A 17,913-nucleotide genomic window follows, 5' to 3' on the forward strand; every position below is an offset into this window, starting at 1 on the left:
AACATATTTATGTTTTTTAATAAAAACAAGGAGATGGTAGATGAGTATCTATGCCTTAAAACCCAAATTTCAGAATTTACTTCGGCCTTTAGTTAGGCAATTAGCGGCAAAAGGCGTAACGGCAAATCAAGTTACGCTAATTGCCTGCTTACTTTCTATTTTACTCGGTGTGGTTCTCGCACTATTTCCGACATTTTCTTCTCTTTTCTTCCTTATCCCTATTTGGTTGTTTTTGCGTATGGCGTTGAATGCCATTGATGGCATGCTCGCACGTGAATTTAATCAAAAAAGTCGATTAGGGGGCTATCTTAATGAGATTACTGATGTCGTTTCAGATGCGGCTCTTTATTTTCCTTTTGCTTTTGTCGCACCTTTTGATGGTATTCAAATCTCAAGTATTATTTGGCTTGCCGCGTTGAGTGAGTTATGTGGCATTTTAGGGCAAGTTCAAGGCAAAACGCGTCGTTATGATGGCCCAATGGGTAAAAGTGATCGTGCATTCGTATTTGGTGTGTTCGGTTTACTCTATGCGGTGAATGGTAGCTTGCATTCACTTTTCTGGTGGGTAGCCAATATCGTCATTATTTTGCTCATTGTGACTTGTATTAAGCGAGTAAAAAATGGTTTAGCCGAAGTGACGGAATAATAGGAGCAAATATGTTTGCGAGATTAATCGATTTTTTATTGTGTCGTTTTGCTTCTTTTATTACAGGCGTTCGACCACAACCCGCAATTGCGGAACAATCTTCAGAAGGGCATCGAGTCTATTTTGCCAATCATAATAGCCATGGGGATTTTATCTTACTTTGGATTTCATTACCTTATGAAGTAAGAAAACAAACTCGCCCTGTTGCAGGCAAAGATTATTGGACGAAAGGCGCAATTCGTCGCTTTTTAGCCTATAAAGTGTTTAATATGTTACTGATTGAACGTAATAGCCAAGATCCAAAAGCTGCCATACGACAAATGAGTGAAGCATTAGTCAATGACTCCCTGATTATTTTTCCTGAAGGAACTCGTAAGATGGATGATGATTTACCACTTCAGCCGTTTAAAAGTGGATTGTTTTATTTAGCCAAAGAAAACCCCGATTGTGAATTTGTGCCCGTTTGGATTAGCAATATGAATAATGTTTTACCAAAAGGCTTTATTTTACCGATCCCATTGTTATGTGATCTTTATGTAGGTGAGCCATTAAAGATTGGGACAGAAGAAACTAAAGAGGTGTTTCTGACACGCGCTCAATCGGCATTATTAAATTTAAACGTCAGTGAAAAAGGCAAATCTTAGGAGCAAATGATGACAGAAATATGGCAACTCTTCGGTGGTTTATTTATCGCCTTAATTTTTGCTTCCTCAGTGGGATATATTTTAAAACGCAGATCGGGTGTGGATACACCGAATAGCGTTATTGATAACCTGAATGCACGCATCAATGCTTGGTGGGTGATGATTGGGATTATCTTTATTGCGAGTTTATTGGGCTTTTATGGCGTAATTGGGCTCTTTTTGATTATTTCATTTATGGGATTGCGTGAGTTTCTTTCTCTATTGAATATTCGTCGAGGCGATCATCTTGCGCTAGCCGCTTGTTTTTATGTGATCTTGCCATTGCAATATTTTTTAGTCGCCATTGATTGGTTTAGCATGTTCACGATTTTTATTCCCGTGTATGGTTTCTTATTTTTACCGATTCTGTCGGCATTACTCGGCGATCCGGCACATTTCTTAGACCGTTCAACGAAAATTCAGTGGGCATTGATGATTAGTGTATTCTGTATTTCACATATTCCCGCTTTATTGACCCTTGATATCTCTGGTTATGAAGGAAAAAATCTTTTATTAATGATCTTCTTAATCTTGGTAGTACAGTCAAGTGATGTGTTGCAATACGTTTGGGGTAAACTCTTCGGTAAGCATAAAATTGCGCCAACCTTATCGCCATCTAAAACGGTAGAAGGTTTTGTTGGCGGGGTATTAAGCGCAAGTTTATTAGGTATGCTGCTTCATTGGATGACACCATTTAACGCATGGCAAGCTTTTTTAATGAGTCTGTTAATTTGCTTAATGGGATTCTTAGGGGGGCTCGTGATGTCAGCAATGAAACGCAGTATGGGCGTGAAAGACTGGGGGAATATGATCAGTGGACATGGTGGTATTTTAGATCGTATGGATTCGCTTTGTTTCTCTGCACCAATTTTTTTCCATGTGGTGCGCTATTTTTGGGCTTAGTTATGAATCATGAAATAAAAAAGAGCGGTTAATTAACCGCTCTTTTTCTATTATTGACGATAGGTTTCTAAGAAACGTGCCAATTTGCCAATTGCCTCTTCTAATTGACCGGTATAAGGAAGTGTCACTACACGGAAGTGATCCGGTGAGTGCCAGTTAAAGCCTTTACCATGTACTAAAAGCACTTTCTCTTTGCGTAGTAAATCGAGTACAAATTTTTCATCACTGTGAATGTTGAATTTTTTGATGTCGAGTTTCGGGAACATATACATTGCCCCCATTGGTTTTACGCAGCTAACACCAGGGATTTGAGTGAGCAACTCGTAGGCTTTATTACGTTGCTCAAGTAAACGACCGCCAGGTTGAATAAATTCATTAATGCTTTGATAGCCACCTAATGCGGTTTGAATCGCATGCTGCATTGGTACGTTTGCGCATAAACGCATAGACGCCAGCATATCTAAGCCTTCAATATAGCCTTTTGCATGTTGTTTTGGCCCATTTAAAATCATCCAACCTTGACGGAAACCTGCAACACGATACGCTTTTGATAAACCATTGAATGTAATCGTTAGTACATCTGGTGCAAGGGCGGCGATATGGTGGTGGACAGCACCATCGTAGAGAATTTTGTCATAAATTTCATCCGCAAAAATAATCAGATTATTTTCACGTGCAACCTCGATAATTTCTTCGAGTAATGCTTTGCTATATACCGCACCAGTCGGGTTATTTGGATTGATTACCACGATAGCTTTAGTTTTGGCATTGACTTTCGCGCGAATATCATCAATAGCAGGGAACCAACCCGCTTCTTCATCACATAAATAATGTACCGCTTTTCCGCCAGAAAGCGTCACCGCAGCCGTCCATAACGGATAATCTGGCATTGGGACTAATACTTCATCACCATCATTAAGAAGGGCTTGCATTGACATGGTAATCAATTCAGACACACCATTCCCGATGTACACATCGTTTACCGTTGAATCATGAATACCTTTGGATTGGTAGTATTGCACGATAGCTTTACGTGCAGAATACAAGCCTTTAGAGTCACAATAACCTTGTGCAGAAGGTAAGTTGCGGATGACATCCACTAAAATTTCATCTGGCGCTTCGAAGCCAAATGGGGCAGGGTTACCGATATTCAGTTTTAAGATTTTGTTGCCTTCTTCTTCTAGGCGTAAAGCTTCTTTGTGAACCGGTCCGCGAATATCGTAGCAAACGTGTTCTAATTTGTCTGATTTTGGAAATGAGCGCATTAATAACATCCTATGATAATTAGATTTTCATTCAAAAATTACGTCTAATTTACGCTTAAATTCTTATCTTGAAAAGATTTAATAAAAAAATTTTTTGAAAGTATTAAAGTGCGGTAGAATATGGGCTAATTTTTTGTGTATTTTATTATTTTTCATGGGCCCTTTAGAACAAGCCAAATCTGCGCTAATTCGCCAATTTGAAACTTTGGCGACAACGGATCAACAAGCATCTATTGTACATCTTCAAACGAAGGTGGAATCGGGTGTTGATCTTTTGGCGTGGATGAAAGGGCAGCCAGTTTATCCGCAATTTTATTTGCGTTTTCGTGATGAAGCTAAAACCGTCGCCGCCGTGGGTAAAGTGCGGTCATTTTCAGATGTGAATTTGGCACAGCAATTTATTCAAGAGCATGATTTCCCTTTAGTGGGCGGTTTACAGTTCGAAGGTGAAAGTCAGTTTATTTTGCCGCAAGTTTTAATTAAACAGCAAAATGGTGAGACCGAGGTTTCAGTTTTTGTTGAACCAAATGAGCTTGATTCGGCAAAAATGATTTTGAATTCATTTGAAAAAACGACCGCACTTTCACCACTTAATCAATTAACCATCGAAAACGTAGAGCCAAAAGCGAATCAAGGCACGTGGTGTAATTGGGTTAATCAAGCACTCACTCGAATTCGACAAGGGGAATTAACCAAGCTTGTCTTAGCAAATGAAACAGTGTTTCGCATTCATGGCGAATTAAACGGAAAAGATTTTCTTGCTGCAAGCCAAGCCAAAAATAGCGGTTGTTACCATTTTCTATGGGCAGATAACGCCCAAAACTGTTTTGTGGGTTCGACGCCAGAACGCCTATTTGCGCGAGATGAACGTCAGTTATTTACGGAAGCCCTTGCTGGCACTGCTCCTGTTAGTGATAATCCGAGTGAAAATAATGAACGTGCGAATTGGTTACTAAATGATGAAAAAAACCTCAATGAAAACTGGTTGGTTGTTGAGGATATTTCACAAAATATCAGTCACTTAGTGGAACAAATTACCGTTGATGATGTCGCATTAAAGCCATTACGCAAAGTGCAGCATTTGATTCGAAAAATGCAAGCAAACTTGACCGCACTTTGTACGGATGCCGATTTGCTGAAAGCGATTCATCCAACGGCCGCAGTGTCAGGCTTACCGCAACAACAAGCGAAGAAAGCGCTGGCTGAAATTGAAACTTTTGATCGTCGTTGGTATGCCGGTACATTAGGCGTAATGAGTCAACATCTCTCAGAATTTTGTGTCACCATTCGTTCGGCTTTTATTGAAGAAAACCAAGTGCGGGTATTTGCTGGAGCCGGTATTGTGGAAGGCTCACAACCTGTAGAAGAGTGGTTGGAAATTGAACGTAAAGCGGCAGGGCTAATTTCCCTGTTTGCAGAGAATAACGGAGAATAAGAAGAATGTCTGTAAGCGTATTTAATCGTTGTTGGTCAAAGGTGATCTTAGAAACCCTGGTTCGCCAAGGGGTCAGTCACTTTTGTATTGCGCCAGGTTCACGCTCAACACCTTTAACGCTAGAAGCTGTGCGTTTACAAAATGCTTCTCGAGCAACGTGCCATAGTCACTTTGATGAACGTGGCTTAGGCTTTTTTGCCTTGGGTATTGCAAAATCTACGCAAGCGCCTGTTGCTGTGATTGTGACCTCAGGGACTGCGGCAGCAAATTTATATCCAGCGATTATTGAAGCTCGCCAAACAGGCGTGAATTTAATTATTCTTACCGCTGATCGTCCACCTGAATTATGGGAATGTGGTGCGAATCAAGCGATCGTACAACAAAATATGTTTGCAGATTATCCAGTAGCAAGCGTGAATTTACCTAAACCTCAAGCAGATTATGCGGCGAAATGGTTAATTTCTACGTTAGAGCAAGCTTGCTATAAACAAAAACAACAAGCCGGCGTGGTGCATATCAATGTGCCTTTTGCTGAGCCACTTTATAATGCGCAAGAGCAAGAAATTGACAACCATCCATGGCTCATGCCAATTCAACGTTGGTTAAGTCAGCCTAAAAATTGGGTTGATCATCAACCATTACAACAAGAAGTGTTGATGCACGAGAATTGGGATACCTGGCGTACGAAACGTGGTGTCATTGTGGTAGGACAATTAACGCCTGAACAAGCAATGGGTATTAACTCATGGGCAAATACCATGGGGTGGATTTTGCTTACGGATATTCAATCAGGTGTAGAACCTCTCATGCCTTATGCGGATATTTGGCTGGCAAACCAAACCGTGAAGCAAAAATTACTTCAAGCTGATATCGTGATTCAATTTGGTTCTCGTTTTATCAGTAAACGGATTAACCAATTCTTAGCGGAATTCCAAGGCGAATTTTGGGTGGTGGAGCACAGTCAAAATGCAGTTGATCCAAACCACCATACGCAAACTCGCTTTAACGCCAAAGCTCATCATTGGTTGCGTGCACACCCGCCATTGCGTCAAAAGCCTTGGTTGCTCGAACCTCTGGCACTTTCAAAATTCTGTGCAACCTTTATCGAGCAACAAGTCGGCGGCAATCTTAATGAAGCCTCACTAGCACATCATATTGAGCGGGTGTTGCCTTACAACGGTATTTTGTTCTTAGGGAATAGCCTTTTTGTGCGCTTGGTTGATGCGTTAACGAAACTACCAGAAGGATACCCAATTTTCACCAATCGTGGTGCAAGTGGGATTGATGGCTTATTAGCAACGGCCGCAGGTATCGGTATCGGTGCTGATCAACCTGTGGTCGCCATGATTGGTGATACGTCTACGCTTTATGATTTAAACTCTTTAGCCTTATTTAAGAATGTGACTCAACCAACTATTATTTTTGTGATTAACAATAATGGTGGCGCAATCTTTGATATGTTGCCAGTGGATGAAGAGGTGAAAGAGCAGTTCTATCGCTTGCCACATAATGGTGAGTTCTCTCAAGTCGCGGCAATGTTTGGCTTAAAATATGCCTTGCCTTACACCTGGGCGGATTTAAGTGCGGTATTAAAACAGGCTTACACGCGTCGCCGTGCAACCTTAATTGAAATCAAAACGAACCCTAGCGATGGCAGTGCAACTTACAAACGTTTGATTGATCAAATTAGTCATGCGGTGATAGGGGAGTAGTTAGCACCTTTATGCTAACTAAAATTCATTCATTTATAAATAAAGGAGATGAGTATGCTTAAGAAACATGCTTACAAAGCCATTTTTACTGCATTAGTAACGAGCCTATTAACGGGTTGTATCGCTTATGAGGAAAACACCAAAATCACCATGAATGATGTGCGTAATATGGATTATGGTAGCTATCCGAAAAATTACGAAAAAGCCATTCGCCAGCATTTAGCTCGTACTTTAATTGATCCTAATTCTTTAATGCTTGATGGCTTTAGTAAACCGAAAAAATTCTTACGAATTACAAGCAGACGCTATAACGCAGAAACAGATACTTATAATCCAGCTGTTTTCTTAAAATACTACATTGTTTGTGCCAGAGTAAATGCGAAAAATAGCTATGGTGGCTATACAGGCTGGCAAGAACACATTTTTTATTTCCGTGATGGAAAAATTGTGAATTCAAGTGAATATGGTTTGATTGAGGGTTGCAGTAATCCAAATGATATCGTTATATATAACGAGACCTTCTCCGACGTGGATATTATTGATAAGCCATAGGGTTAATGCATTTTACTATATGGTCGGGCTCAACCCGACCTAAATTTTATGTATTCCGTACAAATCATGACCAATCTTATCTTCCTCCACGGCTTACTTGGTACAAAATCAGACTGGCAAAAAGTCATCGAAAATCTACCGCACTTTCGTTGTCTCTCTCTCGATTTACCGTTTCATGGAGAGAATAAAGCTGTAGCGGTTGAAGATTTTGAGCAAACGGCTCAATTTCTTGAAAGCCAAATACAAAGCCTCATAAAAGATGAACCTTATATCCTTATCGGTTACTCACTTGGTGGGCGAATTGCACAATATTATGCATTGCAGGCTCAAGTGCAAAGAGGCAATTTACAAGCAGTGATTTTAGAAGGGGCGAATTTAGGTTTTCAGTCTGAGCAAGAAAAAAAAAGCCGTTTAGTTAATGATAAAATGTGGGCGGAGCGTTTTTCCCATGAAAAGCCTGAAACCGTGCTTGAAGATTGGTATCAACAGCCTGTGTTTTCTCATTTAAATGAACAGCAGCGTAAGGCGTTAATTGAAAAGCGAAAAGCTAATTGCGGGGCAAATATTGGTAAGATGTTATTAGCAACTAGTCTTGCCAAGCAGCCTGATTTTCGAGAGAAAGTGCGGTCAAGTTTGCTGCCATTTTTTTATTTTTGTGGTGAACGAGATCAAAAGTTTCGTCAAATGGCAGAGGCTAATCAACTCAATTTAACGGTTATTCCTGATGCAGGCCATAATGCCCATTTAGAAAATCCAATATATTTTGCTAAAAAAATCGAAAATATCGTATTAAAAATTGCTCAACCTTAAAGGAAATGCTAGGATTTAGCCCTTTTATTTCATTTAACTTTTAAGGAAGCAAAATGTCCTCACAACTTCGTAATGATCCACTTAAGGTTGCTTTAGCATCCATGGTGGGTACCGCAATTGAATTCTTCGATTATTATATCTATGCCGCTGCGGCAGTATTAGTTTTTAACACGCAATTCTTCCATAGCGGCGATCCGCTTTCAGATGATTTACTTTCTCTTTCTACGTTAGCTTTAGCGTTCTTTGCTCGTCCAATTGGCTCAGCTTTATTTGGGCACTTTGGTGATAAGATTGGTCGTAAGAAAACCTTGGTCGCCTCTTTGGTTTTAATGGGCGGCTCTACGGTCGTTATCGGTTTATTGCCGACTTATTCTCAAATTGGTATTTGGGCACCGATTTTGTTATGTATTTGCCGAGTCGGTCAGGGTATCGGCCTTGGTGGTGAATGGGGTGGCGCAGCGCTAGTCGCAACAGAAAATGCGCCAGAAGGAAAACGTGCTTGGTATGGCACATTCCCTCAATTAGGTGCGCCAATTGGTTTATTTGTGGCTAATGCGACCTTCTTCTTAGTGAGCTATTTCTGGGGGCAACAAGCCCTTGTTGAGTGGGCATGGCGTATTCCGTTTATCTCTTCTTTAGCCTTAGTTTTAGTTGGGTTATATGTTCGTTTAACCCTACATGAAAGCCATGTTTTCATTGAAGCAGAAGAAAAAGGGAAAAAATTAAAAGCACCGGTGAGTGTGGTTTTCACTAAACACTTTAAACCAATGGTGATTGGTACATTTATCATGGTGGCAACCTATTCCTTGTTCTATATTATGACCGCCTTTGCTCAAGCGTATTCTCGTACACCGGCAACCCTTTCAGAAGCGGGTTATCCAATGGGGTTAGGCATTCCTGCTAATACCTTCACGGGATTACTTTTAATGAGTGCGATTGTTTTTGCGATTTGTATCAGTATTTCAGGTCTTTATGCAGATAAAATCGGTCGCCGTAAATGGTTGATTTGGACAACAGTCAGCATTTTAATTTTTGCATTATGTATGCCATTATTCCTTGGAAATGGCACACCAACTTCTGTATTTGCTTTCTTGGTAATTGGTATGGCATTAATGGGCATGACATTTGGCCCAATGGCAGCGTTATTACCTGAATTATTCCCAACGGAAGTACGTTATTCTGGTGCTTCTTTAGCCTACAATATTGCATCGATTATCGGGGCCACTATTGCGGCAATGATTTCATTAAAAATCAATGCACTTTATGGCTTAATGGGTGTAGGGATTTATTTAGCCATTAATGCATTCTTAACCTTGTTAGCATTATTAGCCTCAAAAGAAACGAAAAACGTCGATTTAACGCAAATCTAGTGATAAATTGATAATGAAAAAGCTGATGTAAATTACATCAGCTTTTTTATTTGTTGAAAGGACGCAGTAAAAAAGAGCGTATTGCTACGCACTCAGATTATAAAAGTGCGGTTAAAAAACAGTGTGTTTTTAACATCAGATATGAAAAGAATTAATCTTCACCCCATACTTCTTTGGCAATTTCTTCAACATAACGGACTTTTGCCCATTGCTGTGCTTCCGTCATGATATTTCCTTCTTCAGTTGACGCAAAACCACATTGTGGGCTTAAGCAAAGCTGCTCAAGTGGAACATATTTAGTTGCTTCTTCAATGCGAGCTTTAATAGCCGCTTTATCTTCTAATTCAGGGAATTTTGAACTGATTAAGCCTAATACAATACGACCTTTGTGTGGATTATTAGCAAAGTGTTTTAATGGTTCAAACCCACCAGAACGCTCATCATCATATTCAAGGAAATAGCCATCGTATTGAGTTTGGCCGAATAACGCATCCGCAATAGGATCGTATGCGCCAGTTAATAAATAGGTTGAACGGAAATTGCCACGACAAACATGCGTTGTGATAACCATATCTGCTGGTTTAGCCGCTAATACAACTTGAATATTTTCAAGCGCCTGTGCTTTATCTGCTTCAAATTCTGGTTTTAAGTGATTGTTACAGAGTGAACCCCAATACACATCATCAAATTGTAAATAACGGCAACCCGCATCATAGAAGGCTTTGATCGCATCTTTATAAGCTTGTTGAACATCTTTGGCAAATTCTGCACGTGTCGCATAAACGCCCGTATCCCATTGAATTGGATACATTAATTGATTCGGACTTGGAATGGTATATTTTACGACGCCACGATCCCCAACAATGTCTTTTAATTTTTTGAAATGTTCGATAAATGGGTGGTTTGGATTCCAAGATACTTTACCGCAGCAGCGAGTATTGTAAGGTTTGGTTTCCACGCCATTAAATTTATAACCGTGTTCAGGGTGATAACCTTCAATACCATTTAAGTGTTCTAAGAAATCGATATGCCAAAATGCACGGCGATATTCCCCATCTGTGATGACTTGAATACCTGCATCTAACTGAGCTTGTACCAATTTAGCAATTTCTTGATCTTCAACTTCCGTTAATTGTTCACGAGAAAGTTCGCCAGCTGCAAATTTTGCACGAGCTTCTTTTAAAGGTTGAGAACGTAAATATGAGCCTACAGTATCAGCGTGAAAGGGAAGTGTTTTTGATGTCATGTTTATATCCTTCTTTTTTATTTTCGTATGCTGATTTTAACGTAAGGATATTTCATGATCAAAGTAATGATTTTTTCATTCATAATGAAAATAATTAATGCAGAGAAAGATTAGCCTTCAGCAATTCCCATCGCACAAACGGCAGCCGAACTCCATGCCCATTGGAAATTGTAGCCACCTAACCAGCCGACAACATCTAACACTTCACCGATAAAATAGAGGCCTTTAATCTTTGTGGCTTCCATGGTTTTTGATGAAATCTCATGGGTATCAACACCACCCATCGTGACTTCAGCCGTGCGGTAGCCCTCAGTGCCATTAGGTATAAATTGCCAATTGTGGATTAAATTCTCTAGATTTTCTAACCGCACTTTACTTAAATTTGCAATCACTTCGTCTTGAATCAAGCCTTGTTCTAACCAAAGTTCGACTAATTTTTTTGGTAATAATCGACTTAATACGGTCTTTAATTGTAATTTAGGTGAAGATTGATGCATTTCATCCAGGTGATGACGAATATCGTTATAAGGTAATAAATCTAAATGAATGCTCTCACCCGGTTGCCAATAATTTGAAATTTGCAAAATGGCAGGACCAGATAAACCGCGATGGGTGAATAACATTTGATGAGTAAAGGTTTTGTGCTGATTCGTCGCCGCCACATCTAATGAAATACCGGATAGTGCCGTGTAGAATTTTTCACTTTCTCTCCATGTGAACGGTACAAGGCTTGCACGCGGAGGAATCACATTTAATCCAAATTGTTCTGCTATTTGATAGCCAAAAGGCGAAGCGCCTAAGCCAGGCATGGAGAGTCCACCTGTGGCGATAATTAAATTCTGGCATTGCCATTCAACCGCATTTACCTTTAATTTAAACCGCACTTTAGGATTGTTTTCAACCGCTTCAACATCACTCACTTCGCTGCGTAGTTGAATGTGAACACCGTATTTGCCACATTCCGTTCCGAGCATCTTCACGATATCTTCTGCACCGTTATCACAAAATAACTGACCTAATTCTTTTTCGTGGTAAGGAATGCCATACTCAGCAACTAAAGCAATAAAATCCCAGTGTGTATAACGTGTTAAGGCCGATTTGACAAAGTGCTTGTTTTGACTGATATAACGGTCTGGACTGATTTCCATATTGGTGAAATTACAAAATCCGCCGCCAGACATTAAAATTTTTCGGCCAATTTTCTTACCGTTATCAAAAATTGTGGCTTGTTTGCCCAGCTTTCCTAACTGTGCGGCACAAAATAAGCCGGCAGCACCGGCTCCAATGATGATATTTTCTGAATAATGAGACATAGCTTATTGTGAGGTTTGTCCTTTTTCAAAATAGTCTATCATTTTGATTCGTTGGATGACAGTACGACGATCCACGGCAACATTACCTGAATCTAATAATTGCTGCCAATAAGCTTTGGCTTTTTCAGCTTCATGATTTTTAAACGCCTCAGTCGCTAATAACGTGAGGACTGAAATTTCATTTTTATCCTGTTTTAAGGCTTCATCCATTACTTGTTGGATTTCAGGTGTGATAGTTTGGCCTGCTTGATAATAAAGTGCGGTCGCTTTTAAGCCTAAAATAGCGGGAGTTGTACCTGAAATTTTTTCTGCATTGCTATAGGCGATGAGCGCATGATCAAATTCATCATTTTGCATATAAGCATCACCTAGCTGAGCCCAAAGCTCAGGGTTATTCACATCTTCTCGAATTTTATTTTGAATTTTGAGCACCATATCTTCTTTTTGGTGCACCATTGATGTATCGGCTTTTTTATTGGCAAGCTCAACCATCTCTTTTTCGCCTTTTTGAACACGCTCAAAACGATCAAGGGAGAAGTAATAACCTAAAGGAAGAACTAATAAAATAGCAAAGACCCAAATGGTGGATTTGGTTTCAAATTTGACCGCACTTTTTTCTTCTTTAGGCGCTGTATGAGGATGATTTTCAAGTTGTTTAGGTTCGCCTTCTGATTTTTTGGTGGAAAACAAAATCAACGCAAAAGCACCAATTAATAGCAAAATAGGCAATAGCCAAAGTAGTGCGGTATTCCATTGGAAAGGTGGCTTATAGTTCACGAAATTACCAAAACGTGCTGTCATTGTGTCGATAATTTGCTGATTCGTTTTTCCTTCATCTACCATTTTATAGACTTCAATACGTAAGTCATAAGCAATCGGCGAATTGGACTCAACTAAGTTTTGATTCTGACATTGTGGGCAACGTAAGGATTTTGCCAGTTCAACAGCACGAGTACGATCGGCTTGGTTTTTAAACGCATAGGTGTCGACCATTTCTGCGTGAGCAAAAAGGGTGAAAGTCAGTAAAAGTGCGGTCAAAAATCGGGTTAATTTTTTCATTTTACTTTTTTGTTAATTCATCAAGTTTTGGTTTGATCTCAGTGAGCCACGTTTCACGATCCATATAGCCAGAATGACGATAACGGATCATGCCGTGTTCATCGACAATATAGGTCTCTGGTGCACCATCTACGCCTAATTGAATCGCAAATTCACCACGGCTATCGTCAATAGTGAGTATAAATGGATTGCCCATGCGTTCGAGCATCGCAATACCGTTTTGTGGTTTGTCACGATAATCGATGCCAACAATGGGTACGTCTTTTGAAATTTCCATCAAGAGAGGGTGTTCTTGTTGGCAATAGCCACACCAACTTCCCCAAACATTAAGCAGGAAAGGTTTCTTTGGGAAATCTCTTGGGCTGACGATTTGACTGGGTTCAAGCAAATTTGCTTGATAGAATTCCGGCACGGGCTTATTAATGAGCGCAGAGGCAATTTGTTTTGGATCTTTATGTAAACCAACAAAAAGTAGTAAGCAAACGCTCAATAATAAAATCAGTGGTAAAAACAAAATAAACTTTTTATTCATCGCGTTTTCTCTTCAAATTGATGACTGAACATAATGCGCCAAGTGCCATTAAAATACCCCCGAGCCATAACCAGCGAATAAGCGGTTTGTAATGTAAACGGAATGTGAATTCGCCTTTGCCCAAGTTATCACCCATCACAATATATAAATCGCCCCAAAAGCTAGCATCTAACCCTACTTCACTCATGGTCATGGTACGAACGTCATAATAGCGGCGTTCCGGTACAATTTCAGCGTAAGGTTTGCCTTGTTTTGATACGCTAAAGAAAGCGACTTCGGCGGTAAAGTTTGGTCCAATTTCATTGGAAAAACGATCGTAGTGGAATTCAAATTGACCTAATTGTTGGCTTTGTTGTGGCGCGAGTCTAACACCTAATTCACTGCCAAAGTAACTACTCATTACAGCGCCCATTGTGGCAATAGCCACACCGCAGTGTGCGAGAATCATCCCGAAATAGGCCAGTCTTACTTTTGCCCAATTTTGCCATAAGGTGACGAATAATACCCAAATAGCGAGGGTAAGTAATATATAAGCGAAGAAATAGAAACGTAACGCACTGTCATTCTGCAGCGCATTCCAAATCATGCCATAAGTAATTACTGCAGCTGGAATAAGTAATAACAAGCGTTTGAAAAAGCGTTTTTTATCTGATTGAAACCAGTTTAAGCAAAGTGTGCCTGCCATGGCAAAAAGCACTAGTGTGAGCAAGGGCAAGAAAATGCTATTAAAGTAAGGCGCGCCCACAGAAATACTTCCCCAATTCATGGCTTGGAATAGCATTGGATAGAAAGTGCCTAAGAATGTGCTGACGGTTGCCACGGTCAATACGATGTTTAAGCCTAAAATCGCTCCGGTTTTAGAAATAAGCGGAAATTTGACCGCACTTTCGTTGGTATTTGTGCGTAGCGCAAATAAACTGAGCGAGCCGACAGTCAGTAAGAAGAAAATGAGTAATAGCACATAACCACGGGAGCTATCTAAAGCAAAGGCGTGAACGGAGGTTAATGCACCTGAACGAACAATAAATGTGCCTAATACACTGAATGCAAAAGCGAGTAGGGAAAAGAGTATTGTCCAGTAGCTAAACATCCCTTGTTTTTCAGTCACCATCAAGCTGTGTAAAAGTGCAAGTCCCAATAACCATGGCATAAGCGAGGCATTTTCTACAGGGTCCCAGAACCACCAACCACCCCAGCCTAATTCGTAATATGCCCACCATGCACCGAGCACGATCCCTAACGTTAAGAATAACCAAGAAACGAGCACCCAAGCTCGCATAGCACGTGCGATCGCTTGTGCAGAACGATTAAAGATTAAGGCTGAAATGGACATAGCGAAGTTAACGGCAAAGCCCACATAACCCACATATAAAAGCGGTGGATGGAAAATTAAGCCAATATCTTGCAGCATAGGGTTGAGATCTCGCCCTTCTACAGGGGCTGGGAATGCACGTCCAAATGGATTGGAGTAGAACAAAATGAAAATAGCAAACCCAAGGCAAATTAAGCCGAGTAAAGACAGAGTTTGCGCAGAAAAAGTGCGGTCATTTTTGCGAGAGAAAAAGGCAAAAGCCACCAACCAAAGACTTAATGTGAAAAGCCAAAATAAAATGGATCCTTCATGTCCGCCCCAAGTAGCGGCCACTTTGAAAAATGTCGGTAGTTGAGAATTGGAATGTGCTGCCACGTATTCTAATGTGAAATCATCTGTCGCAAAAGAGTAGGCGAGAATACCGATGGAAACGCTTGTAAAAATACCGAAGCAATAACTTAATCCCCAAGCTGTATTGGTTAGAGTGGGTTTATTTCGCCAAATACCAATTTGCGGCACGATGGAAAGTAAGAGCGCCGCGGTAGTGGCAAAGAGCAATGAGAGAAATCCGAGTTCGGGAAGCATAGTATTCTTCAGTATTAAAGGTTGTATTTTACAAAATAAGGTTGATTTTAAGCATGAAAAACATGCGTAAAATTAACCGCACTTTAGCCTTCTAAATAAACAAAAGGCGTATTGTATACGCCTTTTTATTAAATAAGAAATTTATCCTTACGCAACGGTAAGTTGTCCTGCATACAAGATAAAGTAACGTAAGCAGAGAACCCCGATTAAGTCGAAAATTGACACAAGGATAATAAAGTTCTTGTTGTATTTTAAGCTGTCTTTTGCTGCAAGGTTTGCAAGTAGAGGAATGATGATACCAATTAAGAATACCCCAATCCAGAACACGGCCCCCCAGAAGCCGGAAAGTGCATTGTGTAATGCAACTACTTTCTGACCGCCACCAAAGTGTAGACCAACAAAGAAGCAGATTAATAAACCAAGTTCAGTTACCATAATTGGCACTTCGAATTTGTGAATGAACTGTGATTCATGGCTATCACCTTTTAATTTACCTGCGATAAGGATAAATAAGAAGGTTGCAGCGATACCGGAAGAGGTACCTGAAGCCAAGAATAACGCTGGTAGAACAGGGTTATTTAACATTGGGTAACTGATCAATGCTGATAGTAAGAAACCGGTATAAGCCCCTAGCACAGCGGCTAAGATGAAGAGAATGATTTCTACAGGACCAGTTAAACGTTCTAATACATTGATAATTTTACCGACAAAACCAAGTTTTGGCATAAAACGTTGGATAAGTGCCATGATATCTTCTTTGAAGATAACGGCACACCAACATACCAAGAACAGCATATAAACTTGGAATAACATTACCCCCATAGACATTACAGAGTTGAATTGATAGTTAAACATCAATTTCCAGAATGTCCAAGGACGTGCCAAGTGGAAAATTAATAGGGTTAAACCAATTAATGTTGGCACAGAACCTAAAACGGCGGCTGCTCGGATAATCCAGTTTTTGCTTGGATTTTCTAATTTGTTACTACGTTTATAAGCAATCGCTAATTGTACCGCACCGGAAGAAATACCAAGTAAGAACAAATAGATAGCGATTGTTGAATCCCACACCAAATTAGGTGTGTGAAACGGAACAGGATAATCTAATGTCATCTTCTTGGCTCCCCGTGTTGGAATGGAATATGGTAAAGATTTGGTTGAGTACCTAATTCCACTTTAGTGCGATAAACCGGATTTTCTTTCACTTTGCGGGAAACTGCACTGCTTGGATCATTCATATCACCAAAGGTTAATGCTTTGGTTGGACAAGCTTCTACGCAAGCAGGTTGTTTGCCAGCTGCTAAGTTTGTATCGCGACAGAAGTTACATTTATCCGCAGTACGGTGTACTGGATGAATGAAACGTACGCGGTAAGGACAAACTGCAACACAGTACTGGCAACCTACACAAAGATCTTTATGCACATCTACGATACCTGTTTCAGGATCAATAAATGATGCACCGGTTGGACAAACTGCCACGCAAGGGGCGTTTGTACAGTGTTGGCAAGATTGACGGAAAAACTCGTATTCTTGATTTGGGAATTCGCCGTAAGGTTCACTACGGAGAATTTCCAAACGTGAAACGCCTTCAGGAACGTGGTTTGTTTCACGACAAGCATCCATACAAGCGGTACAGCCGATACAAGCTGTTTCGTCGTGTACCATTGCATAGCGTTTCGGTTTATCCGCCTTTTCCTCTTTCGCTAAAGAGGTAACTGATGTCCCCGTCATAAGGATTAATGCCCCCATGCCGGAAACAAAGTTTCGGCGTGAACAAGCTGTCATTATTTATCCTTTTGTTCGGTTGATTGCGTTTGTGATTGTGCGTCTTTTGCCGCTTTGCGTTTTTGTTGTTCGCCGTGGCAATCTACACAAAGTTTCACACGATTTTTCGGTTGAATACCTTTCATCGCATCATCTTTCGGGTGTAATGTGTGGCAGCTTGCACAAGGCAATTTCATTGCGTGAACATCGTGCGCCCAAAGTTTTTCACGAAGTTTTGCAGGTTGGTGACAAGCAAAACAAACTTGGTTTTGTTCTTGCGCGGTATACATTGGTTTTTTATCACCAAAGATATCGCCATCAAAACGCATCACATCTTTTGCACCACGACGGTGATCTTCCGAAATATTACCGTGACAGTTTACACAGTTAATTGGTTTACCTGTGTTAGGGCTTTTTTGATTTAAGTGTGCGCCGTGGAATTTACCAAAGTGTAATTCACCACCAGATTGATCTAAAGTTTGGTTTTTATCAACTTGGTCAAATTTGTGACATTTTGCACAATATTGGTTTGGATCACGTTGGTTATCCAATTGTGGCTCATAAGTGAGTTGAGAGGCAGGTGTTTTTGCCATCTCTTCCGCACTAGCAGCCATTGGCATTGCCACAAGCATTGCAAGCAATGCAAGGGATTTTGCCGATTTGCTGATTAAAGAAGTTAAATTCATTCTGATTACCTCAAATATATGGTTAAAAATGACCGCAC

At 40.3% G+C, this 17,913-nt stretch carries 17 protein-coding genes; 8 read left to right on the forward strand and 9 right to left on the reverse strand.

Translation table 11 applies throughout. The features are described from left to right. Positions 1-40: 40 nt before the first annotated feature. The 3 genes from RDV53_RS06615 to RDV53_RS06625 are packed head-to-tail and all read left to right on the forward strand — an operon-like array spanning position 41 to position 2,232. Positions 41-646 carry a CDP-alcohol phosphatidyltransferase family protein gene (locus RDV53_RS06615; protein WP_005695526.1) on the forward strand — a complete coding sequence of 202 codons (606 nt, stop codon included), beginning with the start codon at positions 41-43 and terminating at the stop codon, positions 644-646. An 11-nt stretch (positions 647-657) separates the two neighbouring features. Continuing rightward, the gene (locus RDV53_RS06620; RefSeq protein ID WP_005695527.1) at positions 658-1,290 is read left to right on the forward strand and encodes a lysophospholipid acyltransferase family protein; all 633 of its coding nucleotides are present in this window, start codon (positions 658-660) and stop codon (positions 1,288-1,290) included. Positions 1,291-1,299: 9 nt separating this feature from the next. Next, on the forward strand, positions 1,300-2,232 hold the full coding sequence (locus RDV53_RS06625) for a phosphatidate cytidylyltransferase (protein WP_005695529.1): 933 nt from the start codon (positions 1,300-1,302) through the stop codon (positions 2,230-2,232). A gap of 50 nt (positions 2,233-2,282) precedes the next feature. On the opposite strand, the gene RDV53_RS06630 is transcribed toward RDV53_RS06625, so the two are convergent. Next, the gene (locus RDV53_RS06630) at positions 2,283-3,497 is read right to left on the reverse strand and encodes a pyridoxal phosphate-dependent aminotransferase (RefSeq protein WP_032822871.1); all 1,215 of its coding nucleotides are present in this window, start codon (positions 3,495-3,497) and stop codon (positions 2,283-2,285) included. A gap of 154 nt (positions 3,498-3,651) precedes the next feature. On the opposite strand from RDV53_RS06630, the gene RDV53_RS06635 reads away from it, so the two are divergent. The 5 genes from RDV53_RS06635 (at position 3,652) to RDV53_RS06655 (ending at position 9,376) form a co-directional block, all read left to right on the forward strand. Then, positions 3,652-4,932 carry an isochorismate synthase gene (locus RDV53_RS06635; RefSeq protein WP_005695531.1) on the forward strand — a complete coding sequence of 427 codons (1,281 nt, stop codon included), beginning with the start codon at positions 3,652-3,654 and terminating at the stop codon, positions 4,930-4,932. A 5-nt stretch (positions 4,933-4,937) separates the two neighbouring features. Continuing rightward, a complete protein-coding gene (gene menD / locus RDV53_RS06640) occupies positions 4,938-6,644 on the forward strand; it encodes a 2-succinyl-5-enolpyruvyl-6-hydroxy-3-cyclohexene-1-carboxylic-acid synthase (RefSeq protein ID WP_005695532.1) in 1,707 nt (568 codons plus the stop codon). Positions 6,645-6,698: 54 nt separating this feature from the next. Continuing rightward, complete coding sequence (locus RDV53_RS06645) at positions 6,699-7,196, forward strand: hypothetical protein (protein WP_005695533.1); 498 nt, start codon at positions 6,699-6,701, stop codon at positions 7,194-7,196. Between the two features lie 66 nt (positions 7,197-7,262). After that, positions 7,263-8,006 carry a 2-succinyl-6-hydroxy-2,4-cyclohexadiene-1-carboxylate synthase gene (menH, locus tag RDV53_RS06650; RefSeq protein WP_032827503.1) on the forward strand — a complete coding sequence of 248 codons (744 nt, stop codon included), beginning with the start codon at positions 7,263-7,265 and terminating at the stop codon, positions 8,004-8,006. Positions 8,007-8,059: 53 nt separating this feature from the next. Next, the gene (locus tag RDV53_RS06655; protein WP_005695535.1) at positions 8,060-9,376 is read left to right on the forward strand and encodes an MFS transporter; all 1,317 of its coding nucleotides are present in this window, start codon (positions 8,060-8,062) and stop codon (positions 9,374-9,376) included. A gap of 151 nt (positions 9,377-9,527) precedes the next feature. Here the strand turns inward: RDV53_RS06655 and RDV53_RS06660 are convergent, their stop codons facing one another. The 8 genes from RDV53_RS06660 to nrfB form a co-directional block, all read right to left on the reverse strand. Beyond that, on the reverse strand, positions 9,528-10,622 hold the full coding sequence (locus RDV53_RS06660) for a 5-methyltetrahydropteroyltriglutamate--homocysteine S-methyltransferase (RefSeq protein ID WP_005695537.1): 1,095 nt from the start codon (positions 10,620-10,622) through the stop codon (positions 9,528-9,530). 110 nt (positions 10,623-10,732) lie between these two features. Beyond that, positions 10,733-11,935: a BaiN/RdsA family NAD(P)/FAD-dependent oxidoreductase gene (locus RDV53_RS06665; protein ID WP_005695538.1), complete on the reverse strand. Its 1,203-nt coding sequence runs from the start codon at positions 11,933-11,935 to the stop codon at positions 10,733-10,735. Positions 11,936-11,938: 3 nt separating this feature from the next. Continuing rightward, positions 11,939-12,994 carry a heme lyase NrfEFG subunit NrfF gene (gene nrfF, locus RDV53_RS06670; protein ID WP_005695539.1) on the reverse strand — a complete coding sequence of 352 codons (1,056 nt, stop codon included), beginning with the start codon at positions 12,992-12,994 and terminating at the stop codon, positions 11,939-11,941. A 1-nt stretch (position 12,995) separates the two neighbouring features. Beyond that, positions 12,996-13,526, reverse strand: a complete 531-nt coding sequence (locus RDV53_RS06675) for a DsbE family thiol:disulfide interchange protein (protein ID WP_005695540.1) — start codon at positions 13,524-13,526, stop codon at positions 12,996-12,998. Then, positions 13,519-15,423: a heme lyase NrfEFG subunit NrfE gene (nrfE, locus tag RDV53_RS06680; RefSeq protein WP_005695541.1), complete on the reverse strand. Its 1,905-nt coding sequence runs from the start codon at positions 15,421-15,423 to the stop codon at positions 13,519-13,521. Before nrfE ends, RDV53_RS06675 begins: the two co-directional genes overlap by 8 nt. A 147-nt stretch (positions 15,424-15,570) precedes the next feature. Next, on the reverse strand, positions 15,571-16,536 hold the full coding sequence (gene nrfD / locus RDV53_RS06685) for a cytochrome c nitrite reductase subunit NrfD (RefSeq protein ID WP_005695542.1): 966 nt from the start codon (positions 16,534-16,536) through the stop codon (positions 15,571-15,573). Next, a complete protein-coding gene (gene nrfC, locus RDV53_RS06690; RefSeq protein WP_005695543.1) occupies positions 16,533-17,210 on the reverse strand; it encodes a cytochrome c nitrite reductase Fe-S protein in 678 nt (225 codons plus the stop codon). Before nrfC ends, nrfD begins: the two co-directional genes overlap by 4 nt. Further along, on the reverse strand, positions 17,210-17,875 hold the full coding sequence (nrfB, locus tag RDV53_RS06695) for a cytochrome c nitrite reductase pentaheme subunit (protein ID WP_005695544.1): 666 nt from the start codon (positions 17,873-17,875) through the stop codon (positions 17,210-17,212). The genes nrfC and nrfB overlap by 1 nt, the downstream gene beginning before the upstream one ends. Positions 17,876-17,913 lie beyond the last annotated feature (38 nt).

Source organism: Haemophilus parainfluenzae ATCC 33392, from assembly GCF_031191205.1.
Classification (GTDB): domain Bacteria; phylum Pseudomonadota; class Gammaproteobacteria; order Enterobacterales; family Pasteurellaceae; genus Haemophilus_D; species Haemophilus_D parainfluenzae.